21 protein-coding genes, 1 pseudogene and 1 riboswitch are annotated in these 22,040 nt (G+C 61.9%); of the genes and pseudogenes, 14 read left to right on the top strand and 8 right to left on the bottom strand.

Annotation, left to right across the window (positions count from 1 at the left end; translation table 11 throughout):
* Positions 1-13 precede the first annotated feature (13 nt).
* The 6 genes from K1X15_RS12725 to ribH all read left to right on the top strand — a co-directional run bounded on the left by K1X15_RS12725 (position 14) and on the right by ribH (position 7,197).
* Positions 14-1,222, top strand: a complete 1,209-nt coding sequence (locus tag K1X15_RS12725) for an EAL domain-containing response regulator (RefSeq protein ID WP_220304001.1) — start codon at positions 14-16, stop codon at positions 1,220-1,222.
* Positions 1,223-1,259: 37 nt separating this feature from the next.
* Complete coding sequence (locus K1X15_RS12720; RefSeq protein WP_220304000.1) at positions 1,260-3,551, top strand: hybrid sensor histidine kinase/response regulator; 2,292 nt, start codon at positions 1,260-1,262, stop codon at positions 3,549-3,551.
* A 136-nt stretch (positions 3,552-3,687) separates the two neighbouring features.
* Positions 3,688-3,837: riboswitch (FMN riboswitch) on the top strand.
* A 41-nt stretch (positions 3,838-3,878) separates the two neighbouring features.
* Positions 3,879-4,976 (top strand): bifunctional diaminohydroxyphosphoribosylaminopyrimidine deaminase/5-amino-6-(5-phosphoribosylamino)uracil reductase RibD, encoded by a 1,098-nt coding sequence (ribD, locus tag K1X15_RS12715; RefSeq protein WP_240549484.1) that lies wholly within the window; start codon positions 3,879-3,881, stop codon positions 4,974-4,976.
* Complete coding sequence (locus tag K1X15_RS12710; protein ID WP_220303999.1) at positions 4,957-5,565, top strand: riboflavin synthase; 609 nt, start codon at positions 4,957-4,959, stop codon at positions 5,563-5,565. The genes ribD and K1X15_RS12710 overlap by 20 nt, the downstream gene beginning before the upstream one ends.
* Entirely contained in the window at positions 5,541-6,761 is a 1,221-nt protein-coding gene (gene ribB, locus K1X15_RS12705; protein ID WP_220303998.1) for a 3,4-dihydroxy-2-butanone-4-phosphate synthase, read from the top strand. Before K1X15_RS12710 ends, ribB begins: the two co-directional genes overlap by 25 nt.
* Positions 6,754-7,197 carry a 6,7-dimethyl-8-ribityllumazine synthase gene (ribH, locus tag K1X15_RS12700; protein WP_220303997.1) on the top strand — a complete coding sequence of 148 codons (444 nt, stop codon included), beginning with the start codon at positions 6,754-6,756 and terminating at the stop codon, positions 7,195-7,197. The genes ribB and ribH overlap by 8 nt, the downstream gene beginning before the upstream one ends.
* Before the next feature lie 276 nt (positions 7,198-7,473).
* Here the strand turns inward: ribH and K1X15_RS12695 are convergent, their stop codons facing one another.
* The 5 genes and pseudogenes from K1X15_RS12695 to K1X15_RS12680 form a co-directional block, all read right to left on the bottom strand.
* Positions 7,474-7,782 (bottom strand): hypothetical protein, encoded by a 309-nt coding sequence (locus K1X15_RS12695; RefSeq protein WP_220303996.1) that lies wholly within the window; start codon positions 7,780-7,782, stop codon positions 7,474-7,476.
* A 549-nt stretch (positions 7,783-8,331) separates the two neighbouring features.
* A complete protein-coding gene (locus K1X15_RS12690) occupies positions 8,332-8,871 on the bottom strand; it encodes a tyrosine-type recombinase/integrase (RefSeq protein ID WP_220303995.1) in 540 nt (179 codons plus the stop codon).
* Between the two features lie 40 nt (positions 8,872-8,911).
* A pseudogene (locus tag K1X15_RS21515) lies at positions 8,912-9,022 on the bottom strand (carbohydrate ABC transporter permease); the annotation flags it as partial.
* A gap of 28 nt (positions 9,023-9,050) precedes the next feature.
* Complete coding sequence (locus tag K1X15_RS12685; protein ID WP_240549483.1) at positions 9,051-9,812, bottom strand: carbohydrate ABC transporter permease; 762 nt, start codon at positions 9,810-9,812, stop codon at positions 9,051-9,053.
* 184 nt (positions 9,813-9,996) lie between these two features.
* Positions 9,997-10,890 carry a helix-turn-helix domain-containing protein gene (locus K1X15_RS12680; RefSeq protein WP_220303993.1) on the bottom strand — a complete coding sequence of 298 codons (894 nt, stop codon included), beginning with the start codon at positions 10,888-10,890 and terminating at the stop codon, positions 9,997-9,999.
* A 152-nt stretch (positions 10,891-11,042) separates the two neighbouring features.
* Between K1X15_RS12680 and K1X15_RS12675 the strand changes: the two genes are divergently transcribed.
* The 7 genes from K1X15_RS12675 (at position 11,043) to K1X15_RS12645 (ending at position 17,952) form a co-directional block, all read left to right on the top strand.
* Complete coding sequence (locus K1X15_RS12675; protein WP_220303992.1) at positions 11,043-12,272, top strand: amino acid ABC transporter substrate-binding protein; 1,230 nt, start codon at positions 11,043-11,045, stop codon at positions 12,270-12,272.
* 186 nt (positions 12,273-12,458) lie between these two features.
* On the top strand, positions 12,459-13,331 hold the full coding sequence (locus K1X15_RS12670) for a branched-chain amino acid ABC transporter permease (RefSeq protein ID WP_220303991.1): 873 nt from the start codon (positions 12,459-12,461) through the stop codon (positions 13,329-13,331).
* Positions 13,328-14,260: a branched-chain amino acid ABC transporter permease gene (locus K1X15_RS12665; protein ID WP_220303990.1), complete on the top strand. Its 933-nt coding sequence runs from the start codon at positions 13,328-13,330 to the stop codon at positions 14,258-14,260. Before K1X15_RS12670 ends, K1X15_RS12665 begins: the two co-directional genes overlap by 4 nt.
* A complete protein-coding gene (locus tag K1X15_RS12660) occupies positions 14,260-14,988 on the top strand; it encodes an ABC transporter ATP-binding protein (RefSeq protein ID WP_220303989.1) in 729 nt (242 codons plus the stop codon). The genes K1X15_RS12665 and K1X15_RS12660 overlap by 1 nt, the downstream gene beginning before the upstream one ends.
* The gene (locus tag K1X15_RS12655) at positions 14,981-15,697 is read left to right on the top strand and encodes an ABC transporter ATP-binding protein (protein WP_220303988.1); all 717 of its coding nucleotides are present in this window, start codon (positions 14,981-14,983) and stop codon (positions 15,695-15,697) included. Before K1X15_RS12660 ends, K1X15_RS12655 begins: the two co-directional genes overlap by 8 nt.
* A gap of 27 nt (positions 15,698-15,724) precedes the next feature.
* Complete coding sequence (locus K1X15_RS12650) at positions 15,725-17,176, top strand: aldehyde dehydrogenase (protein WP_220303987.1); 1,452 nt, start codon at positions 15,725-15,727, stop codon at positions 17,174-17,176.
* 5 nt (positions 17,177-17,181) lie between these two features.
* Entirely contained in the window at positions 17,182-17,952 is a 771-nt protein-coding gene (locus tag K1X15_RS12645) for an SDR family NAD(P)-dependent oxidoreductase (protein ID WP_220303986.1), read from the top strand.
* A gap of 88 nt (positions 17,953-18,040) precedes the next feature.
* Here K1X15_RS12645 and K1X15_RS12640 read toward each other — a convergent pair whose 3' ends face one another.
* Both K1X15_RS12640 and K1X15_RS12635 read right to left on the bottom strand, forming a co-directional pair.
* Positions 18,041-18,574: a 2,4'-dihydroxyacetophenone dioxygenase family protein gene (locus K1X15_RS12640; RefSeq protein ID WP_220303985.1), complete on the bottom strand. Its 534-nt coding sequence runs from the start codon at positions 18,572-18,574 to the stop codon at positions 18,041-18,043.
* Positions 18,575-18,602: 28 nt separating this feature from the next.
* Positions 18,603-20,306 (bottom strand): thiamine pyrophosphate-requiring protein, encoded by a 1,704-nt coding sequence (locus K1X15_RS12635; protein WP_220303984.1) that lies wholly within the window; start codon positions 20,304-20,306, stop codon positions 18,603-18,605.
* A 219-nt stretch (positions 20,307-20,525) separates the two neighbouring features.
* Here K1X15_RS12635 and K1X15_RS12630 point away from each other — a divergent pair, with 219 nt between their 5' ends.
* A complete protein-coding gene (locus K1X15_RS12630; RefSeq protein WP_220303983.1) occupies positions 20,526-21,296 on the top strand; it encodes an IclR family transcriptional regulator in 771 nt (256 codons plus the stop codon).
* Between the two features lie 265 nt (positions 21,297-21,561).
* On the opposite strand, the gene K1X15_RS12625 is transcribed toward K1X15_RS12630, so the two are convergent.
* Positions 21,562-21,921, bottom strand: a complete 360-nt coding sequence (locus tag K1X15_RS12625; RefSeq protein WP_220303982.1) for a hypothetical protein — start codon at positions 21,919-21,921, stop codon at positions 21,562-21,564.
* Positions 21,922-22,040: the final 119 nt, after the last annotated feature.

The following is a 22,040-nucleotide window of genomic DNA, read 5'->3' as shown; positions in this document are numbered from 1 at the left end:
TCGTGGAGAAAGCATGACTGACCTGCCCTCCGAGCCCCAAGAGCAGGCTTCGGGCTCCCACCTGCGTTTGCTGATCCTCGACGATGATCCGCTTGTCGGCGAAACCGTGCGGCTGATGGCGGCCTCCCTCGGTGCCGAAAGTGCCTATTGTCGGACGGCTGATGAATTCTTCACCCATGTTTCCGAATGGGAGCCCAGCCACATTCTGCTTGATCTGGTCATGCCCGGCGTCGACGGTGTCGAGGTCATCCAGCGGCTGGCAAAAATGGAGTGCCAGGCGACCCTGATCATTGTCAGCGGCGTCGATAGCCGGGTGCTGGACGCCGCTCAACGTTCCGCAAGACAACATCGGCTGCCGATCGCGGGCGCCCTGTCCAAGCCATTCAGCCGCAGCGCTCTTGCCACGCTGCTCGAGACGGTCGAAGTCACACCACGGCTCAAACTTGTCGCAACGTCCCCCAATGCAACGCCGACCAGCCACGATCTGGCGCGCGCCATGGCGGAAGGCGAGATCGGCCCGGTTTTCCAGCCTAAGGTCAGGTGCAGCGACGGCGGGTTAATCGGCTACGAAGCGCTGGCGCGCTGGACCCGCGGCGACACACACATTTGCGGCCCCGATACATTCGTTCCCCTGGCAGAGCAGAGCGGCCAGGCGGCCAGGCTCACCGAAGTCATGGCGGATCGTTCGCTGGCCTGGCTCGGGGGCAATTTTGCCGCCCTGCCCCATACGATAGCCATTAACATTCCCGCGCAGTGCCTGAAGGATGACCAGTCCGTGCGGACCATTGCCGATGCCTGTTCGCGTTACGGGGTCGCGCCGGAACGCGTTGTCCTCGAAGTCACCGAAAGCGGCGCGATCGACCCCTATTCTGGTGCCCTGGACGTGCTGACTCGGGCGCGACTGATGGGCATGAAACTGTCCATCGACGACTTCGGTGTCGGCTATTCGTCCCTCGTCCAATTGGCCCGTATGCCCTTCTCCGAAATCAAGATCGACCGCAGCTTCGTCGCTGAGTTGTGCCATTCCTGCGAGGCGCAGGCCATCATCGCGGCCATTATCGGCATGAGCAATGGCCTGGGGATGATTACGGTCGCGGAGGGCGTGGAGGACCTCGACACCTATATGCGCCTGCGCGAGATGGGGTGCTACGCCGCCCAGGGCTATTTCATCGGCCGCCCGATGCAGGCAGCCCGCGCCGTGGCCTGGTCCGACACCGCCTGAGCGCTGGACCATGCACGATCCCGATCCTTTCCCACCCATGAACCGCGATACTGGCGGCGATCCGATACCGCTCCCGGAACGGCCCGAGGCCGAACGCCTCCGGCGCATCGCCGGATGCATGGCCCGTCTTGGCGCCTGGCGCGTCGATCTCAATTCGATGAGGGTCCACTGGAGCCCGGAAACAGTCGATATCCATGAAGAGGCTCAGGGCTTCTCGCCCACGTTCGAGCAGGCGCTGAACTATTATCCCCCCGAACAGCGGCCGATGATCAGCAGAACGTTCGCCCTTTGTGCAGAAAACGGCCGGTCCTTCGACGACATTCAGCAACTGGTGACAGCCAAAGACAATCGTATCTGGGTCCGTGCCATCGGTCAGGCCGTTCGCGACGACACAGGCACCATCGTTGCCGTCGAGGGCGCCTTCCAGGACATTACCCACCTCGTCTCCATGCACAACGAAGCCGATGCCCTAGCCCGTCGGCTGCGCCAGACGCTCGAAAACATCAGCGATGCCTTTTTCCTGCTCGATCGGGAATGGCGGTTTTCCTTCCTCAATCCCCAGGCCGAGGCTTTGCTGGGGCGCCGACGGGGAGAGTTAGAAGGGTGCAACATCTGGGGCGAATTCCCCCAGGCGATCGGGAGCCAGTTCGATACCTGCTATCGAGAAGCGGTTCAGAATGGCCTGGCAGTCCGGTTCCAGGAATATTACCCACCGCTGGAAGCCTGGTTCGATGTCGACGCCTACCCGACGCCAGAGGGGCTCGCCGTCTATTTCCGCGACATATCGCGGCGCAAGCGGGCCGAAGAACACGTCCGGATCAGCAACGAGCGGTTTCTGCTTGTGGCGCAGGCCACCAATGATGTGATCTGGGACTGGGACCTGGTCGGCAACACCCTGTGGTGGAATGAGAACTTCAAGACGCTGTTCGGCTATGACCCTGACGAGGTGGAGCCAGGTCCCGGGTCTTGGATGAACCGCATCCATCCCGAAGACGCCGACCGGGTGATCGAGAGCATTCATGCGGTTATCAACGGCACAGAGAAAACCTGGGTCAGTGAGTACCGCTTCCTGCATAGCGACGGGCACGCGCTCAGCATCATCGACCGCGGCTCGGTCATCCGCGACGAAAGCGGCAAGGCGGTACGGATGGTGGGCAGCATGCTCGATGTGTCAGCCCAGCGTGAGCTCGAGGGCCGCTTGCGGCAGGCGCAAAAACTCGAAGCCATGGGCCAGCTCACAGGCGGTGTCGCGCATGACTTCAACAACCTCCTCACCGTCATCGCGGGCAGTGCCGAGCTGCTATGCGAGGCGCTTGAGAGCGGGCAGGAGTCGCGTCACCTCGCCGAAATGATTTCCACGGCCGCCCAAAGGGGAGCGGACCTGACAAGTCGCCTGCTGGCCTTTGGCCGCAAGCAGCCCCTGCAGCCGCAGCTGCTTGATTTGGGCAGCCTCATTGCCGGCATGCATACCATGCTGGTTCGGACATTGGGCGAGCACATTGATGTCGAGGTCGACCAGCCAGAAGGACTGTGGCCCGTCGAAATCGACCCGGCTCTGCTGGAAAGCGCCGTTCTCAATCTGGCCATCAACGCCCGCGACGCCATGAGCGATGGTGGGCGCCTGACGATTAGCATGGCCAACACGACGTTCGACACCAGTCAGGCGATAGCAGCCGATGTCGCGCCCGGACAGTATGTGGTTCTGGCGGTATCTGACACCGGCCACGGAATAGAACCGGAACTGCTGTCCAAAGTCTTTGAGCCCTTTTTCACCACAAAGGATGTTGGCAAGGGATCGGGCCTCGGTTTGAGCATGGTCTATGGCTTCGTCAAGCAATCGGGCGGTCACCTCCGCCTTCGCTCCGATGTGGGCCACGGAACCTCGGTCAGTCTGTATTTTTCTAGGGCCAATCAAAGCGTGGGCAAATGCCCGGAAAATCCAGCGCGTCAAGTGCCCGAAGGGGGCAACGAACTGATCCTGGTTGTCGAGGATGACGCCCTGGTCCGCCGTCACGTCTGCGGCCTGCTTGGAGGGCTGGGCTACCGCGTCCTGGAGGCGACCGCCGCGACCCCGGCCATGGAACTACTCGCGGCCAATCCCGACGTCACGCTGCTGTTCACCGATATCGTCATGCCCGGTGGCATGAATGGCGTCGACCTTGCGAAAAGAGCGCGGGTCTTGCGACCAGACCTCAAGGTCCTGTTCACGTCCGGCTATGCCGAGAACGCCGTCGAAACAGATGGGCGCCTTGATCCGGGCATCGATCTGCTCAGCAAGCCCTACAGTCGCGACCACCTGGCTGCCAGCCTGCGCAAAATCTTGCAGTAGAGCAAGAATCTGGTGTTACGGCGATGCTGATCCCGATCTTGCGCGTGTGCGCTCGGAGGTCCGCATCGACACTCGTGCCGGTTACGCCTTTGTGCCCACTTGATCTTGCGGCCCACGCTCCCTATTCAATGCGGATGAGTGTTCTCAGGGCGGGGTGAAATTCCCCACCGGCGGTAATTGTGTCTTTGCGCACATCAGCCCGCGAGCGCCCATCCTTCGGGGTGGGGTCAGCAGACCCGGTGTAATTCCGGGGCCGACGGTATAGTCCGGATGGAAGAGAACCGATGATCGTCGACGCGCGCTTTCCGTTCACCGGACAGCGCGTGCTTGTCGTCATTTGCCCTGGAACGCGTCTTTGGTGACGACGGGACGGGCATGGACGAAAGCGCAGTTTATCCCCATCCATATCTTCCGCCGCAGCCGATCCTGAGCGCCTTTGCGCGTGCCTTGGATCTGGCGCGGGCCCATGAGGGTGCGACGGCCCCCAATCCGCCGGTCGGCTGCATCTTGCTCGACGCTCTGGGACAGGAGTTGGCCAGCGGCGCACATCGGCGGGCGGGTCTGCTCCATGCCGAGGCCGAGGCCATCGCCCAGGCCCGTTCCGCAGGCCTTGCAGACAATATCGACAGCGTCGTGGTAACGCTCGAACCCTGCAACCACCACGGCCGCACGCCACCCTGCGCTGAGGCCATCTTGAGCACGGGGGCCCGTCACGTCTGGATTGCCTGCCGTGACCCCAATCCCAAGGTCGCGGGCGGAGGCGCCGAACGCCTGCGCGCAGCGGGACTCGATGTGCACTTCTTGTCCGATCTGCACCACCCCGAAGCCGCTGTGCTGCTTGGAGAAGCCAACCGGCTGCTCGCGCCATTCGCAAAACGCGTCCGGACCGGACTGCCTTTCATCACCATCAAGCAGGCCATTTCCGCATCGGGAAGCATGGTACCGGCCGCCGGGCGCAAGACCTTTACAAGCTCTTCCTCGCTGGACCTGGCCCATCGTCTGCGGCGCCGGGCCGATGCCGTCCTGACAGGCTCGGGGACAGTGCTGGCCGACAACCCTCTCTTTACCGTGCGGCGGGTGCCAGACCATCCGGAAAAGCAACGCATGTTGGCCATTCTGGACCGGCGCCGGCGGGTCACCGAGACCTATCTGGATGCTGCCCGAGAGCGCGGCTTTGCCCTGCACCTGGCCGATGACGTGCACCACGCCTTGGAAGCGATTGGCATGGCGGGCGGCATGGAAGTGCTGGTCGAAGCTGGTCCGACTCTGACCGCGCGTCTGCTCACAAGCGGCCTCTGGGACGAGCATGTCCTGATCGAACAGGCCGCCAATCCCGACGGGACCGACCGGGTAACCGTTCGGCACAACCCGGCTTCCCAAGCTTATTCACACGGAAAGGAAAAAGATGTTCTCGGGCATCATTGAAAAACGCGCACGCGTCTCTCTGGCCGCGCCCAATGGCGGCTCGCTGGAGATCGAACTTGAGAGCGGCTGGCCGGACTTGTCGCTGGGCGAGAGCATTGCAGTCAATGGCGTGTGCCTGACGGTCACCCAATTCGATGGCGCCGGCCGCGCCCGTTTCTTCATCAGCCCCGAAACGCTGGCGCGCACCAATCTGGGTGGCCTGGCCGTCGGCCAATACGCCAATCTGGAACGTGCGGTAACGCTCGACACGCGGCTTTCCGGACATCTGGTGCAGGGTCATGTCGACGGACTGGCGCGACTGGTGGAGCGGGTCGAGGCCGATGGCGCCTACAAGCATGTCTTTGTGCTGCCCGACGCCCTTGGACGCTATTGCGTCGAAAAAGGCTCCATCGCCCTCAATGGCATCAGCCTCACCATCAATGACCTAGACCAGCGGGACGGGGGCGTTGCCGTGCTGGTGACCATCATCCCCCACACCTGGGAGCACACCAATCTCAACACCCTCGCCATTGGCAACGATCTCAATGTCGAGGTCGACGTGATGGCCAAGTACGTGGAGCGCCTATGCCTGCCCTATCTCAAGCCCTGACCCAATTGCGCAATGGCGGCATGGTGATCCTGGTCGATGACGAAGATCGCGAAAATGAAGGCGATCTGGTCATTGCCGCCGAATTCGCCACCCCTGAAGCGATCAACTTCATGGCTCGGCATGGCCGTGGCCTGATCTGCCTGGCGCTCACCGGCGAACAGGTCGACCGGCTGGGCCTGCCCCAGATGGTGGCCGACAACCGGGCCCGCCGTTCCACCGCCTTCACCGTGTCCATCGAGGCCGTCGAGGGGATCACCACGGGCATTTCGGCGCATGACCGGGCCAGAACGGTTGCGGTTGCCGCCGATCCCGAAGTGCGGCCCGCCGATATCGCCTCGCCGGGGCATGTTTTTCCCCTGCGGGCCGCCGACAATGGCGTGTTGGCGCGCGATGGCCATACCGAAGGGGCGATCGACCTCATGCGACTGGCCGGACTGCGGCCCGCCGGCGTGATCTGCGAAATCATGCGGGACGACGGGCAGATGGCGCGGCGGCCCGATCTCGAGGTCTTTGCCCGGGAGCACAATCTTCCCATCCTCACCATAAGGGACATCATTGCCCATCGCCTCGCCAACGAGACCTGGGTGGACGAGGTGGCGCGGTCCGAATTACCGACGGCACACTCCCCCGTCCCGTTGGAGGTGTGCGCCTTCCGCAGCCGGTTGGACGGCACCGAGCATCTGGCACTGATCCGCAACCCCCTGGGGCGCACGCCGCTGGTTCGTTTGCATTCGGAGTGCCTGACCGGTGATGCACTGGGTTCGCTCAGATGCGATTGCGGACCGCAATTGCAAGAGGCCCTGCGCCAGATCGCCGCTGGTGATGGCGGCGCCCTCATTTATCTACGCGGGCAGGAAGGGCGTGGCATCGGCCTTGCCAACAAGATCCGCGCCTATGCCCTGCAGGACCAGGGCCACGACACGGTGGAGGCCAACACGGCTCTGGGTTTTGCACCCGATGCCCGCGACTATGGCATTGCCGGTCAGATCCTGCGCGCGCTGGGTATCGAAAGCCTGAGGCTCCTGTCGAACAATCCGGACAAGGCCTTGTCGCTCGAACAGTTCGGCATCGATGTCACCAAGCGCGTGCCGCTCGAAATCCCGGCCAATCCCCACAACTGGCGCTATCTCGCGACCAAGCGGGACAAGTTTGGCCACACCTTCACCCATCAGGAACATGAGAACCAGAATGTCTGAAACCACACATCGCCTTGCCCTTATCGTCAGCCAGTTCAATCCCGATGTCACCCACGGCCTGCGCGACGGTGCACTGGCCTATCTCGCCGAAAACGGCGTTTCGATTGCACCGGACCACGTCTATTCGGCGCCTGGCGCCTTCGAAATTCCACTCATCGCCAAGCGCCTGGCGCAATCAGGCTTCGACGGCGTGATTTGCCTCGGCTGCGTCATCAAGGGCGATACGGCCCATTTCGAATATATTAGCGAGGCCACTGCTCATGGCCTGATGCAGGCCGGGCTCGAAACCGGCAAGCCCATCACCTTCGGCATTTTGACCACCTATACGGACGAACAGGCCATCCTGCGCAGCCGCAAGGACGAGCACAACAAGGGCCGCGAAGCAGCCGCTGCCTGCCTGGAGTCCCTTCGAACGCTCGACACGATCGGCGCATAGACTCTAGCGATGATCGATGCGGCCTTGCCGATCTCAAGAAGCGGCAGGGCCTGTCGACGGTTCGCCGTAGAAGCGATGAGCAAACCCCACCCTCAGCGTCCAAGCAATATGACTTCGAGGAAGCCCATCCGGACTGTCAGCTCGTAGGAATCGGTGAAGACGATTGAATGACCGAAATGGGGCCAGTCGCTGCCAGACTGCTGCCGACCCCAATTCAGCCACGAACAAGCTTTTGAGCGACGTTGCAAAGCCGACGCAGTTAGGCCAACCGATCCGTTAGGCAGCGACATCTGGGTTATCGATCCTGACCACAGCCACGATATTCGCAGCGGGCACATCGCGCTTGATCATGACGTCCCAACCATAATCCATCGCCTCCCAATTGCCCTCGCTTTGGAGGAACAGCTCGATCATTGACTGCGGCATCCGCCCCGCCGTGAACGAGCACCATTCCTTGCCGTAGGCGGGATACCGAAACTGCACAACTGCCGGCGTTCCCATTTGCCGCAGTCGCCTCAACAGTTTACCGCCGGCGTGGCCCGCGATCCGCTCAATAGCCTCACCGCCGTATGTCTTATAGAACACGTCACAGCCACCATCATGTAACGATTCTCGATGTGGAGTAGCCCAAGCGCTCTGCACGCAGTTCTGAAGACTGCGCTGCTAGAAAGTCGGTGATTTCGACCGGCCAGGTGGTTATGTGACAGGCTTCGACTTGTCCTCGTCCTTGCCGACAGCGACGAACTTTTCGCGCCTGCTGATCAACTGCGCGAGCATTTGGTCGCCGCGCTTGTCCGAGGAGCTCGATCGTATAAAGCGAGAGGTTGAGATGATGCTCAATCACCCCGACCTTTATACGGACGACATGGAAAGAGCATGGGAGTTCTTTCGGAGCAAAGCAGGTTACGGGGACCGCAGGGGGACCGGTTCCCGTGAACGCAATAAGAACCTGAGTGAATGAGGGTATCTCAAAAGTAGTGGAAGACCGGGCGTTTTGGCTTCTATTGCCCACCTTTCAGGACGCTCATAACGGTCTGGTTCCAGGTTCGAGTCCTGGTGGGCCCACCACACTATCCCTTTGAAATCATTCATTTTCATACCACATTTTGCGGATGGTTCCAAGGTTTATTGAACCTAACTCACTGCCCTGACGCGCTTAGTGAAGTCCAGAACTTCGGCCTCTTCGCGCAAGTGATCCGGCGCAAATCGCGCATAGACCCGGCGCGTCACGTCCACAGACGAATGGCCCAGATATTGCGAAATACGTTCCATTGGCCTGCCAGCCGCCGCCATGTGAACTGCTGCCGTGTGACGCAGAACGTGCGGTGTGACGCCCTTTAGGCCAGCCGCCTTGGTCGCCTTATTGAAGCCGGTACGAAGGCGCTGCACAGGCTCCCCAGCCCACTCTATGACGTAATCCGTCATTGACGCCCCTTCGGCTTGGGAAAGGGCTGCCCGCAACCCGTCATTCATTGGCACTACAGCGCGACCCTTACGCGGCCCCGTCTCGTTGGTGCGCAGGTTGACGGTTCCGGCCTTGAAGTCCACCCGGTCCCATGTCAGTTCGAGAATGGCCCCGATCCGGCCTGCTGTTGCCAGCATAAGCAGGATGGCTAATTGAACATGGTGCGCTTTCGGCGCGTCCTGCAGGCGGTCGATTTCTTCCCTGGTCAACCAACGGTCTTTCGGCGCTGGCTTCGCCGGTCGCTCTACCGCTGGCGCGTATCTGCTGCACATCGGCCGCAGGCTTCAGCGACGTTGAAACGAGATAGACGTAGGGCAGGGCATAGGAGAGGACCAAAGCCAGCGCCGCCAGGTTGATCAAGGTCTTGCCGAAGTCCGGCGCGGTACGATCAGCCTTTGTCTGTCCTCCAGATCTTCCAGTAGGCCAGGGCGACCAGCCCCATCATGAAAATCAGGAACAGCGTGGCGGATGCCGAGGCCTCCCCCAGGTCGCCATAGTGCACCATGCGCTGGTAGATATTCATGGAGAACACTTCGCTCGCCTGACGTGGCCCACCCTGTGTTTGGATCCAGATGAGATTGAAGGTTTTGAGCGCGTCAATTCCGCGGACGATGACGACGACAGCAATGACCGGACGCATCAGTGGCAGGGTGACGTGCCAGAACCGCTTGAGAGCATTGGCGCCATCAATCCGGGCGGCTTCGAGCAGATCCGTGGGAATATTGGTGAGGCCCGCATAGCTAACCAGCGCAACAAAGGAAGTGGTCAACCAGATGTCCGCGAAGGCAACCGAGTAGATCACGATGTCGGTGTCCGACAGCCAGTTGATGGCCTTGGGGCTCGCAATGATGCCGAAGGCCGAGAGCGCGTGGTTGAGGATGCCGATGTCTCCGACCAGCAGGAAGCGCCAGAGCAGACCGGCCACGATGGGTGAAATCATGAGGGGTAGAGCAAAGATGGTGCGATGCCAGTGCGACCTGTCGGCGATGGCCGAGAACAGCAGCGCCGCGCCAAATCCGAAGACGAACTCGAAGAACAGCGCAAAGGTGGCGTATTGCAGGGTGCGCAGCGTTGCCTCGTGGATGCGCTTGGATGTCAGCGCATCGGCATAGTTGGCGAACCCAATCGAGCGCAAAGCAGTCTGGGGCATGAGATCGAAGACGGCATCCAAAGCGACCTCTGGAGCACCAAGGCAATAAGGATATTGCCTCTTTCCTGCCATTGGGTTGCCCCCACTGCTTGCCAAAATCGGCCATCCCGCCCAACGCAGTGCAACCGGATTGGTGCGCCATCTCTGAAGAGAGGTTTACCAGGGGCCGGCAGAGCAACTCGAGTCATGGCCAAGCGGCATAAGACCCGCCATCGCGGACTTGGCTCATGGCTGCATCCTGCCGGAATTGTCTTGGTGACTTGCCGCTCAGCCGCTTGAAGAAGCGCGAAAAGTAGGCCGGATCGTCAAAGCCAAGATGGGCCGAAATTTCGGCAATCTGCAGGCCGGAATTCTCGATCATCAACCGCGCCTCAGCAAAGAGCCGCGCATGGATCAGACCAAGCGGAGTCTGCCCGGTGGCACGCTGAACCGCGCTGGTCAGCCGGTCGACACTGACGCCCAAGTAGCGCGCATAATCGCCCACTGACCAATGGCTACGCATTTGCAGGTCCACCATGGAGAGAAAGTTGCTGACGATGGTGCGCGGGGCCGGCCGGGCGGTGGAGGGCGCCAGGTCGGATATGCGCCAGAGCAGAATAGCCACGATCGCCAATTGGTGTCTCACCATGTCCTCCGAGCCGGAGACGCTGGCGCGCAATTCCTCAGTCATGAGGGTGAAAAGGGTCGCGAGACGGGCGGCGACTTCTCGCTCGATCCGCGTTCCCAGTTGAGGCCTGGCCGCAAACCGCCGCATGTCTTCGGCAATATGGCCGGGCAGGGCGATTTGCCCTAGCGCTGCGTTCGACATAGTGAGCCAAGCCCCCCGCGATCCGGCCAGCAGCATCAGCTCGGCCCGCTGTCCGGCGGGAATCCAGATCAGGTTGGGCGCCTGCAGGGGTACGGCTTCGCTTGCCGTGGTTACTGCGCCTGATCCCGAAATCAGCACGAAGACGCAGTTCTGATCGCCCGGCAGGGTCCAACGCGAAGTATCGAGGGTGGTGGCGACGACCTGTCCGTCCAGTTCGCGCGCCAGTTCGACGAATGGGTGACCACCTAGAGTCGTGTCTAGCTTGCGCAAATCTCGCTCCAATTCGCGGTAAAAGTACAAGTTTCTCCGCAAAAAGTCTATTCTTGTGAGGCGAGGTTCCCGTGTAGCGTTTGTCCCGTGGCCGGAGAACAGTCAAAGGCGTCCCGGCACCGTCGGCCCGAACAGGGCCCAAGGAGGAACCCATGACTCTGTTTTCCCGCAGGTCCGCCCTGCGTGCCATCGGCCTTGCCGCGACCCTGCTGGCCAGCGTCGGCGTTGCAGCCGTTTCCGCCCAGGATCGTACTTCGGTCAAAATCGGCTATGCCATTTCCAAGACCGGCGCCAATGCCGGCGGCGCCGGCATTACCACGCTCCCGAACTATCAGCTCTGGGTGCATGAAGTGAACGAGGCCGGCGGTCTCGAGCTGCCCGACGGCACCCGCCTGCCCATCGAAGTCATTGAATATGACGACCGATCGGCCTCCGAGGAAGTTGTGCGCGCTGTCGAGCGCCTCGCCACCCAGGACCAGGTCGACTTCATCCTGCCGCCCTGGGGCACCGGCTTTAACCTCGCCGTCGCGCCGCTGTTCGACCGTTTCGGCTATCCCCAACTCGCCGTGTCTGCGGTGACCGACAAGGCCCCGGAATTCGTGCAGCGCTGGAAAAAGAGCTTCTGGCTGCTCGGCGGTGGCCACGACTATACCGAGGCCCTTGCCCAGATCCTCAACGACCAGAAAGCCGCCGGAACCATCAACAATGACGTCGCAGTCATTTCGGTGGCCGACGGTTTTGGCATCGACCTGATCACCGCCGCCCGCCAGTCCTTTGCCGATGCAGGCATCAACATCGCCTATGACGTGACCTACCCGGTGGGGACCACCGACTTTACGCCGATGTTGAGCGAAGCGGCCGCTTCGGGCGCTGATACATTCGTGGCCTTCTCCTATCCGCCTGACACGTTTGCGCTGACCCAGCAGGCCCAGGTGGCCCAGTACAATCCCAAGGTCCTCTATATGGGCGTGGGCGTCGGCTTTCCGGTCTACCAGGCCAATAATGGCGACAAGATCGAAGGCGTCATGAGCCTGGGCGGCATCGACCCGACCAATGAGGCTGTGATGGACTATCGCGCCCGCCACACAGAATTCATCGGACAGGCTCCGGATTGGTGGGGTTCTGTCGTGACCTATAACAGCCTGCAGATGCTGCAGGAGGCCATCAAGCGCCGTGGACTGGATCGTGAAGCGGTCTCCGAGGAACTCTCCAACGGAACGTTCGAAACCGTACTGGGCGAGGTCAAGCTCGAAGACAACCAGCTGCGCACGCTCTGGTTCGGTGGCCAGTGGCAGGACGGCGTGTTCGTTGCCGTGGCCCCCGCGGACCGCGAAGGCGCGGTTGCACCAAGGCTGCCCAAGGCCCCCTGGCCGGCGCAGTAAGACTACCCCGACGCTAATCCTCCCCCTCCAGCAGGGGGAGGGAGTTGGTCCGGTGGGTTCTTCTCACTTCCGTCTTCAGCGGGGCCGGGAGGGGGCGCCTCGAACACCTGCCCTCGGCGATGAACCGTTCCGCCAATGCATAGCGCCACTAGACTTGCGATCTGGCGGCAGCCGGAGAAAGACGAAATGATCGCCACACTGATTACCGGGCTGGTGCTGGGCGGCACTTATGCGCTGGTCGCCATGGGGTTGACACTCCAATACGGCATCTCGCGCATCATGAACCTCGCCTATGGCGAGATCCTGATCTTTGCCGCCTTTGCCGCCTTCCTGCTCTTTTCAACCTTCGGGATCAACCCGATCCTGGGCCTGGGCATCATCCTGCCGGCCGCCTTTGCCTTCGGCTACGTCATCTATGGCGTGATGATGCGGCCACTGGTCACCCGCTCGAAAAAGAGCGGCACACTGGAAGTGGATTCGATCCTGGCCACTTTTGGCCTTCTATTCGTCATCCAGGGTGTGATGCTGGTAACCTTTGGGTCGAACTATACCAGCTACAGTTTCCTCAATACCGGCATCAACGTGCTGGGTGCCAATGTCGCCGCCAATCGCCTCTTGGCCTTTGCGCTGGCCGTCATCATTGGAGCAACCCTGTTCACTGTGCTGACCCGCACCCGCTGGGGCACGACCATCCGAGCCATAGCCGTCAACCTCGATGCAGCGCCCCTTGTCGGCATCGACGTCAACCGCACAGCCCGCTTCGCCTTTGCGCTGGGCACCATGCTGGCCGCCTCGGGCGGGGTGATGATCTCCATGTACCAGACCTTCAATGCCTCCATGGGTGTAGTCTTCACCATGAAGGCGCTGGTCATCGTCATCATGGGAGGGCTCGGCAATCTCATGGGTGCGCTCATCGCCGGGCTGCTGCTGGGCGTCGTTGAAACCCTGGTCGCCACCTATGTCGACCCGGGGCTGACCCTCGCCGCCACCTATTGTCTCTTCCTCGTGGTGCTTCTGTGGAAGCCCGCGGGCCTGTTCGGAAAGGCTGCCGGACGATGACCCGCACTATTCTCGTTTCTATTCTTGTTGTCCTCGGCCTCGCGGCTCTGGCCTGGATGCCAACTCAGCTCGGCGCCTATGGAGTTGGCCTGTTGCTGGGCATGACCGGCTATGTCGCGCTGGCCAGCGCCTGGGCGCTGTTCTCGGGGCCGACCCGCTATGTGTCGCTGGCCACGGTCGCCTTTTTCGGCATTGGTGCCTACACGGTGGCGGTCCTGAGCGAAACCTTGCCTTACTGGGCGGTGTTGATGGCGGCGGCTGCGATTGGCCTTGCCGTGGCGCTCATCGTGGGGCTCGCGACCCTCAGGCTCGCAGGCGTCTATTTCGTCATCTTCACCTTCGGTCTGGCCGAGCTCATCCGCCAGCTCGTCACCTGGTATGAGGTCAATATCACCGGCACGCTTGGTCGCTATATCTTCCTGCCTATCACAGCCGAGCAGATCTATTGGCAATTGCTGGCCATTGCGGCGGTGACCATCGCCATTGGCTGGTTGATCTCCCGGTCGCGGCTCGGCCTTGCCCTCAAGGTCATTGGCGATGACGAGACCGTTGCTGCTCATACCGGCATCAACATTGCCGGTGTGAAACTCGCGCTCTTTGCGGTCAGCGCTACAATCATCACGCTGGTCGGCGCCATTCAGGCGCCGCGCTGGACCTATGTCGAGCCCTCGATCGTCTTCAATCCGACTATCTCCTTCCTGACGCTGATCATGGCGCTCTTGGGTGGAGCCAACCGGCTATGGGGTCCGGCTTTGGGGGCCATCCCGCTCTTCCTGCTGTTCGAATGGCTCAGCGCCAACTTTCCCAACCACTATTCGATCATCCTCGGCCTTCTCTTCATCGCCATCGTCTTCGTGGTGCCGCGCGGTGTGCTCGCAGGTGTCGAGGATGGATGGAAACACCTCAAACGCAGGGGGGAGGCCGCCTAATGACTACGCTTCTCGATATCAGGACCCTGCGGAAGCAGTTCGGCGGCCTTACGGCGGTCAACGAGGTGAGCTTCACGGTGGCCGAGGGCGAAACTGTCGCGCTGCTCGGGCCCAATGGCTCGGGCAAAACCACAGTGCTCAACATGATCTCCGGCGCACTCGCGCCGACGTCTGGCAGGATTACACTTTCGGGGCAATCCATTGGCGGGCTTGCCCCAAACCGGATTGCCCATAAGGGTGTGGCGCGTACCTTCCAGCTTGTGCGCATCCTGCCTTCGCTGACCGTGGCCGAAAACGTCGTCGCGGCGCTCGCCTTCCGCCCCAATCATCTGTGGGGGCGGGCAGCGGAAGAACGCGCCGAGGAGTTGCTCGCCGAAGTCGGCCTGGGTGGGCGTGGTGGCGAACATGCAAATGACCTGACCTATATCGACCAAAAGCGCATGGAACTGGCGCGGGCCCTGGCCGCCGAGCCTCGCCTGCTACTGCTGGACGAATGGCTTTCTGGTCTGAACCCGACCGAATTGCGTACCGGCATCGATCTGATCACAGCGCTCAGCAGACGCGGCATGACCGTACTGCTCGTCGAGCACATCATGGAGGCGGTGCGGGCGTTGTGCAGCCGGGCCGTGGTGATGAATGTCGGTACAAAAATCGCTGACGGTCCGACCGCCGATGTGCTGGCTGACCCCGCCGTGATTTCCGCCTATCTGGGAGAGGGCCATGCTTGAGACCCAAAACCTCTCGCTGCGCTATGGCCGCCATCTGGCGCTCCACGACATCAGCATCCGCATTGCCGAAGGCGAAACGGTCGTCATTCTTGGGGCCAATGGTGCGGGGAAGTCCTCGCTGCTCAAGGCCATTGCGGGCCCGGCAAAGGCCGAGATGGGTTCCAATGTTCTGCTCGACAGCAAGTCTATCCTGGGCACCAAACCGCATCTCATTCCCGAGGCTGGGATTGCGCTGGTGCCCGAGGGGCGCGGGGTCTTTGGTGACCTCAGCGTTGAGGAGAACCTGCTTCTGGGTGCCAATCCGAAGCGTGCCCGCTCCGGCGAAACTGAGCGCAATGCGCTGATCTATGATCTTTTTCCGCGCCTTGCCGAACGCAAGAGCCAGCTGGTGCGCACCATGTCGGGGGGCGAACAGCAGATGGTGGCCATCGGTCGGGCGCTGATGAGCAATCCGAGATTTCTCATGCTCGATGAGCCGAGTCTTGGCCTGGCGCCAATCGTCGTGACCGAGCTGTTCAATGCGCTCCGCCGCGTCAAGGAAACGGGCGTCGGGCTGCTTTTGGTCGAGCAAAATGTCTCGATTTCTCTATCGATTTCCGACCGCGGCTATCTCATGGAGGCGGGCCGCATTGTGGGTGAAAATTCTGCCGAGGCACTCAAGACCGATCCGGCAGTGCAACAGGCCTTCCTTGGCGGCGCGGCCGCATAACAGCATCCAGAAGTGAGGAGAAGAGCAATGGACCAACTGGGCTTGCTCATTGGCAATGAAGATCAACAGGCGACCGGTGGTGGCGTCTTCAATCGCTTGAACCCCATCACCGGCGAAGTGGCAACCTGTGCCGCAGCTGCGACGGTGGACGACGCGCAGCGCGCCGCCGATGCCGCTGCGGCGGCCTTCCCGACCTGGTCGAAGTCCTCCCCCAAGGAGCGTCGCAAGATCCTCCTCAAGGCGGCCGATGTGCTTGAGGAAAAGGGTCCACTTTTCGTCGCCGCCATGGGCGCCGAAATCGGCGCTACCGCCGGCTGGGCCATGTTCAACGTCATGCTGGCGGCCGACATGCTGCGCGAGGCCGCCAGTCTGGTGACCCAGATCAAGGGCGAGATCGTACCCTCCAACCGGCCAGGCTCTACGGCCATGGCCGTGCGTCAGGCCGCTGGCGTGGTTCTGGCCATGGCGCCCTGGAATGCGCCGGTCATCCTGGGTGTCCGCTCGTTGGCGACGCCGCTGGCCTGCGGCAATACGGTCGTGATGAAGACCTCCGAGCTCTGCCCGCGCACGCATCGTCTGATTGTCGAGAGTCTGCTCGAGGCCGGCTTGCCCAAAGGTGCCCTCAACGCTGTTTCCAATGCTCCGCATGATGCCGCCGAAATCGTCGAGGCCCTGATCGCCCACCCGGCGGTACGTCGTGTGAACTTCACCGGCTCGACCCGCGTGGGCCGCATCATCGCAGAAAAGGCCGGTCGCCACCTCAAGCCCGCCCTGCTCGAACTGGGCGGCAAGGCCCCCTTCATCGTGCTCGATGATGCCGACCTCGACGAGGCGGTCGCGGCGGCGGCTTTCGGCGCCTATATGAATCAGGGCCAGATCTGCATGTCCACCGAGCGCATTGTCGTTGACAACACTGTCGCTGACGACTTCGTCGAAAAGCTCGCGACCAAGGCCAGGACCCTCGTCGCCGGCGACCCGGTCAAGGGCCAGACGCCGCTAGGTTCGGTGGTTGACGCAACCGCCGCGACCCGCATCGACCAATTGGTCAAGGACGCCGTGGGCAAGGGCGCGGTGCTGGCCGCCGGCGGCAAGATTGAAGGCACACTGATCGATGCGACTGTGCTCGACAAGGTCACGCCCTCGATGCGCATCTATGCCGAAGAATCCTTTGGTCCGGTGGTGACCGTGGTCCGTGTCGGTTCAATCGACGAGGCCGTTCGTGTCGCCAACGATACCGAATATGGTCTGTCCTCCGCCGTCTTCGGCAAAGACGTCAACCGGGCGCTGGCCGTGGCCCGCCGCATTGAAAGCGGCATCTGCCATGTCAACGGACCGACCGTGCATGACGAGGCGCAGATGCCCTTTGGTGGCGTCAAGGCTTCCGGCTATGGCCGCTTCGGCGGCAATTGGGGCATCGCCGAATTTACCGAATTGCGCTGGATCACGGTGCAGGACGGACCCATCCACTATCCGATCTGACCGCGATGGGCCTGCTTGGGGGAAAAGTCGCCGTCATCACCGGTGGCGCCGGTTCGATCGGCGCCGCCACCGCGCGGCTTATGTTGGCGGAAGGGGCGCGGATCGTCCTCTCTGACCTCGACCTTGCCGCGCTGGAAAGGGCCCGCGCCGCCCTGCCGGATGGCGACGTACTGCTGGTGGCGGCCGACGTCTCACGGCCCGAGGATGTGGCGGCGCTGGCGGTCCGGGCCAAGGATCGTTTTGGGGGTGTTGACGTAGTGTTTTCAAATGCCGGCAATTTCGGCACGGTTGCGCCGATTGCCGACTATCCGCTTGAGACGTTCGAGGCCGTCCATGCCGTGCATGTACGAGGGGCCTTCCTGATGGCAAAGCACTTCAGCCCGCTCATGCGATCGGGCGGCAGTTTCGTCATTACCTCCAGCGTGGCGGCAACGCGCGGCGATCCGGGTGTCTATGCCTATGTTACAGCCAATGTTACAGCCAAGCATGCCCAGGTGGGGCTGATGCGGTGCCTCGCAAAGGAACTGGCGCCGCGCAATATTCGCGTCAACACCGTGCATCCCGGACCCATCGACAATGACTTCCAATTGCGGGTGGAACGGGGGCTCGGCGCCGAAATTGGCCGCGATGGGACAGAGTTCTTCAACGAGATTATCCCCATGGGCCGCCATGGCAGCGCCGAGGAAGTGGCCCGCGCCGTGATGTTCCTTGCGTCCGACATGTCGAGCTTTACGACCGGCGCGATGATCATGGCCGATGGCGGAATGAGCGCGTGATTCCAGCCCCGTCCAAGGCGGAACGACTGAGGCCCTGCACGCGGCCACCTGCAGGGCCCCTTCTCAGGGCAAGTCCCTTGTTGCTGGCCTACCGGAACAGCGAATTCACGTAGTCTGCGCCAATCCCCACTTTGTCGTAGTGGTCGCGGCACATGGCGATGTAGTTGTGGACGTCGAAGAAGCCGTTGGGCTCCCCGTTTTCGTCGAGCCAGATCAACGGACCGGTGACGGTGAAGAACACTTTCATCGGCTCTTCGTGTTCATAGGCGACAAGGGTGTGTCCCTCGCCCGGGGTCTCATAGACGAAGTCGCCTTTGGTGGCGGTCCAGTCGTGTTCCAGATATCCCCACTTGCCTGACAGCGTCAGCGCGAAGACCTCGTGCGGGTGATAGTGCCGGTTCACCAGCCCCGCCCTCTTGGCCATCAGGATGTCGCACCACTTGTTTTGCGTCGGCGAAATCCATAGCGGCCGCGACGAGACCGTTTCGGTAAAGGGCACGTAGTAGTGCTCGTCCTCGGTCGGGGCGTTGGCAAGGTACACTTCGGGCAGCGCATCGGGCTGGAACACCCTGGTGATGGGTTTCAGGTCCTTCCAGAATTCAGTCTTTGCCAGTTCGGGCATGGGGCCTCCTCTTCTTCTTGGCTGGGCGTCAATTGCGCATTGTGACGTCGAGCAGCGCCAGGCTGCGCTTCTCGGAGATATGGGCGAGGGCCGCCTTCAGCGCCTCATCGAGTTCGTTGGCGTTGGTAACCCTGGCCGCAAAGGCGCGACTGGCGCGTGCCACCTGCACGAAATCGGGGCTGGGATTGAGCGCCGTCAGCGGCATCTGGTTAGCCTTGGCCGCATAGCCATTTGGGTAGATGTCGGTGACCGAATGGCGCACGGCAGCCCATTCATTGTTGTTCATGATGATGACCAGTAGAGGCAGCTCGAGTGCTTCCGCTATCTGGTGGCAGGCGACCGGATTGGCGAACATGTAGGAGCCATCGCCCATGGTGGCGACGACGAGCCTGTCGCGATCGGCCAGCTGCATGCCCAGAGCGGCCGGGAAGGACCAGCCAAGCCCGCCGGCATGCGGCTCCTGATACCAGGCCTGGAAATGGGCAAGTCTCATCGCGCCCATCGGGCAGCCGCGCTCGGACAGGAGGATGGCGTTCCGGCCGGCAATGGCGTCGGAAACGGTCTTGGCGACATAATCGGCGCTCATCACCCCATCGCGGCCGGCCTCAGCCTTGGCCAGAGCGGACTGCCGGGTCTGGCTGTTGCGGGCGATGATGCCGGTACGGCGGGCTTCGACCTGCGAACCGGGCAGGTGCTGCTCGAGCGCCGCCGCCAGTGCCAGGATCGCATCGGGCAGTTCGCTGGCAATACTGAGGTCCGATCGGAAATTTCGGATCGGCGTCCGGGCCTTGAGCGGATCGGCGCCAATATGGACGACGAAGGCATCGTCCCTGGCCGCATGCGCCTGCTGCGACCACGGCGCCAGACTGTCGAGCACGATGACGAGATCGGCCTCGGCAAGCAAAGGTGCCGGATTGCCACCCGCATTCATGGGGTGATCCGTCGGCAAAGCAAGCTGCACTGCCCAGTACTGGCATACCGGTATGGCCCAGCGCTCAACCATGGCCGAGAGGGCGGCAAAGGCCTCGGCATTGCCGGCGCCATGCTGTGCGACGATCACCGGGAACTTTGCTGTCGCAACGCGCTCCGCAAGAGCCGCAATCTGCCGGTGGTCGGCCGAGATCGGCGCTGGCTGCATGCTGAGTGGACGCGCAACATCTGGTCCGTCATAGCCTTCGCACAGCACCTCGCGGGGAAGGGCGACATAGACCGGTCCTTTGGGTGTGGAATTGGCGATCGCATAGGCACGGTCGGCCAACTCGCCCACTTGTTCAGGGAAGCGCAGCTCATAGTCCCACTTGCTTGCCTCTCGGACGAGAGCGGTCTGGTCGCGCATTTCCTGCCCCCAGCCAATGGGCACGGTGCGAGCGCCGAACCGACCCTGCTCAGTGGTCGGCGTGCGGCCTGAAAACAGAAGCACCGGAATATTCTCGACCGCCGCATTGATGGCGCCGATGGCGCAATTGGCCAGGCCCACATTGGTGTGGGCCATGACCGCCTGCGATCTGCCCGTGGCTAGGTAGTATCCATGCGCCATACCCATGGCCGCGCCTTCATGCGGCATGACCAGGGCCTCGGGCAGCGGCACGCTCTTGGCGGTCGCCTCCGCCAGGCCCTCGATAATGGGCGGAAAATCGGTGCCGGAATTGGCGAAGATATAGTCGACGCCGATGGCCTTGAGCCGCGCCAGCAAAGCGCCGCCAGCGGTTAGGGAAGGGGTGTCTGTATGCATTTATCTATAATAGTTTTCGATGTTTCGATAAAAGCGTGGTAGGTGATGACACTGCTGTCAAGCGAAGTACTCGATGCAGTCGAAAAGCCCAGATTTTGGGGCAAGCCACGACCTGACATCGGTGATGAAGGCCGTGGCACACTTCGCTCTGAATGGCGGCAAACGAGTCACGGCGGAATAAGAGGGAAAACAATTGTCTATTATTGAGAGTTTGAGCGAATGGCGCAGCAGCTGAACAATTCAGTGGCGCGGGCTTTTGAGATTCTGCGTTTGCTGGGGCGTGGACGGCCTCGAATAGGGGTTTCCGACCTGACGCGAGAGTTGGGGCTGAACGCCATTACCGCACACCGATTTCTCAAGACGCTGGAGGCCGAGGGCGCGCTGGTGCAGGTCGCCAAGGGCAGCTACCGCCTCGGCTATTCCCTGGTCGATCTGGGTGATCGGGCGCGCGACGAAGACCGACTGGGCCAGTGGCTGCAGCCGGTGCTCGACGACCTCACGGCCGAACTTGGGGAAGCCAGCATGGCTACGATCTATCAGGCTGGCAAGGTGGTCTGTATAGCGCGTGCCATGCCGCCACGTTCCTTGTCGGTCGATATTCGTGTTGGCGACCGACTTGAGGCCTATTGCACTGCCCATGGAAAAATGTGGTTGGCGCATGTCAGCCCCAGCGAACGGGCGCGCTATCTCGCCAGTGTGCGCCTCGATGCCTTGACCGGCCGAACCATCACCCACCGTGCCCAGCTTCAGCATGAGATCGACACGAGCCGTCAGCGCGGGATCTCGTTCAATCTGGGTGAGCGAGAGGATGGCATCACGGCAGTCGCCGCACCGGTCCTGGCAGAATCCGGTCGGATGGTTGCAGGTCTTTCGGTATTCGGCCCGAGTACGCGAATGGATCTGGTAGCAATGAAGCGCGCCGAGAAATTGCTGGTGTCGGCAACGGAAGACGCCAGGGCCATATTGTACGGCAGATCAACGTCGACCTAGGGCGCAGTTTCCCAAACAAACAGCGCCGGAAGACCGGATGGCGCCTCTGGAGCCTGGCGGCGATACGCGCAAAGCTGCGCCTGACGATTTTCAAGGATGAGGATTGAGGCGAACTCCACGATCGCCGGGCCGATCCCGGTTCCGGGACTTCGGCCATAACTTCACCGCTTACAGGACGGTCATGACGGTCTGGTTCCAGCTTCCGCCCTGGTGGGCCCACCACTTCTCCTCAAGCAATGGTGCAATGTGTCCGGATGGATGCGGATCAGTTGGCGCTGTCCGGCGGCTCGGTGACAAAGGGCATGATGTCGACGCTGTCGCCGGGGAAGATGGAGAAGTGCGGATGGTTCTCGAAGAGGCGCGCCGCGGCTTCGATATCGGGCGCTTCCACCACGACATAGCCGCAGAAGGGGTTGCTGGCTGGCGCGATTCCGTCGCGGGAGACGCGAAGTGTCTTGCCGACCATGCCGCCGCGGTCGACGAAGCTGGCGGCGTGCTCCTTCTCCCAGGCCACCCATTGCGGCAGGCCGGCGGCATCAATGGCATCCTGCTCCGCCTTGGGCAGGCCGCGAAAGCGGGCCAGACTTTCCGGATGCATGATGTAGACGGCAAGGAAACGGGCCATGGCGGATCCCCTTTGCTCGGTTTGAGCCAAGCAAGCCTAGATCGAAGCCTTGGCGAAGTCACCCTGCGTGGCGGGTTTGCCCCGCTGGAGCCATATTGATTTTGCCCGGGTGCCGGCGT

The sequence above is a fragment of the Devosia salina genome, from assembly GCF_019504385.1.
GTDB classification, from domain to species: Bacteria; Pseudomonadota; Alphaproteobacteria; order Rhizobiales; family Devosiaceae; genus Devosia; species Devosia salina.
This window is presented reverse-complemented; position numbering and strand designations above follow the sequence as displayed.

Excerpts from the sequence above, each read along its gene's own strand:
- K1X15_RS12720 (WP_220304000.1), top strand. The coding sequence starts at position 1,260 with ATGAACCGCGATACTGGCGGCGATCCGATACCGCTCCCGGAACGGCCC.
- K1X15_RS12640 (WP_220303985.1), bottom strand. The coding sequence starts at position 18,574 with ATGCCCGAACTGGCAAAGACTGAATTCTGGAAGGACCTGAAACCCATC.
- K1X15_RS12670 (WP_220303991.1), top strand. The coding sequence starts at position 12,459 with ATGATCGCCACACTGATTACCGGGCTGGTGCTGGGCGGCACTTATGCG.
- K1X15_RS12710 (WP_220303999.1), top strand. The coding sequence starts at position 4,957 with ATGTTCTCGGGCATCATTGAAAAACGCGCACGCGTCTCTCTGGCCGCG.
- K1X15_RS12665 (WP_220303990.1), top strand. The coding sequence starts at position 13,328 with ATGACCCGCACTATTCTCGTTTCTATTCTTGTTGTCCTCGGCCTCGCG.
- K1X15_RS12685 (WP_240549483.1), bottom strand. The coding sequence starts at position 9,812 with ATGCCCCAGACTGCTTTGCGCTCGATTGGGTTCGCCAACTATGCCGAT.
- K1X15_RS12635 (WP_220303984.1), bottom strand. The coding sequence starts at position 20,306 with ATGCATACAGACACCCCTTCCCTAACCGCTGGCGGCGCTTTGCTGGCG.
- K1X15_RS12660 (WP_220303989.1), top strand. The coding sequence starts at position 14,260 with ATGACTACGCTTCTCGATATCAGGACCCTGCGGAAGCAGTTCGGCGGC.
- K1X15_RS12645 (WP_220303986.1), top strand. The coding sequence starts at position 17,182 with ATGGGCCTGCTTGGGGGAAAAGTCGCCGTCATCACCGGTGGCGCCGGT.
- K1X15_RS12725 (WP_220304001.1), top strand. The coding sequence starts at position 14 with ATGACTGACCTGCCCTCCGAGCCCCAAGAGCAGGCTTCGGGCTCCCAC.
- K1X15_RS12630 (WP_220303983.1), top strand. The coding sequence starts at position 20,526 with ATGGCGCAGCAGCTGAACAATTCAGTGGCGCGGGCTTTTGAGATTCTG.
- ribH (WP_220303997.1), top strand. The coding sequence starts at position 6,754 with ATGTCTGAAACCACACATCGCCTTGCCCTTATCGTCAGCCAGTTCAAT.
- ribB (WP_220303998.1), top strand. The coding sequence starts at position 5,541 with ATGCCTGCCCTATCTCAAGCCCTGACCCAATTGCGCAATGGCGGCATG.
- K1X15_RS12625 (WP_220303982.1), bottom strand. The coding sequence starts at position 21,921 with ATGGCCCGTTTCCTTGCCGTCTACATCATGCATCCGGAAAGTCTGGCC.
- K1X15_RS12655 (WP_220303988.1), top strand. The coding sequence starts at position 14,981 with ATGCTTGAGACCCAAAACCTCTCGCTGCGCTATGGCCGCCATCTGGCG.
- K1X15_RS12650 (WP_220303987.1), top strand. The coding sequence starts at position 15,725 with ATGGACCAACTGGGCTTGCTCATTGGCAATGAAGATCAACAGGCGACC.
- K1X15_RS12675 (WP_220303992.1), top strand. The coding sequence starts at position 11,043 with ATGACTCTGTTTTCCCGCAGGTCCGCCCTGCGTGCCATCGGCCTTGCC.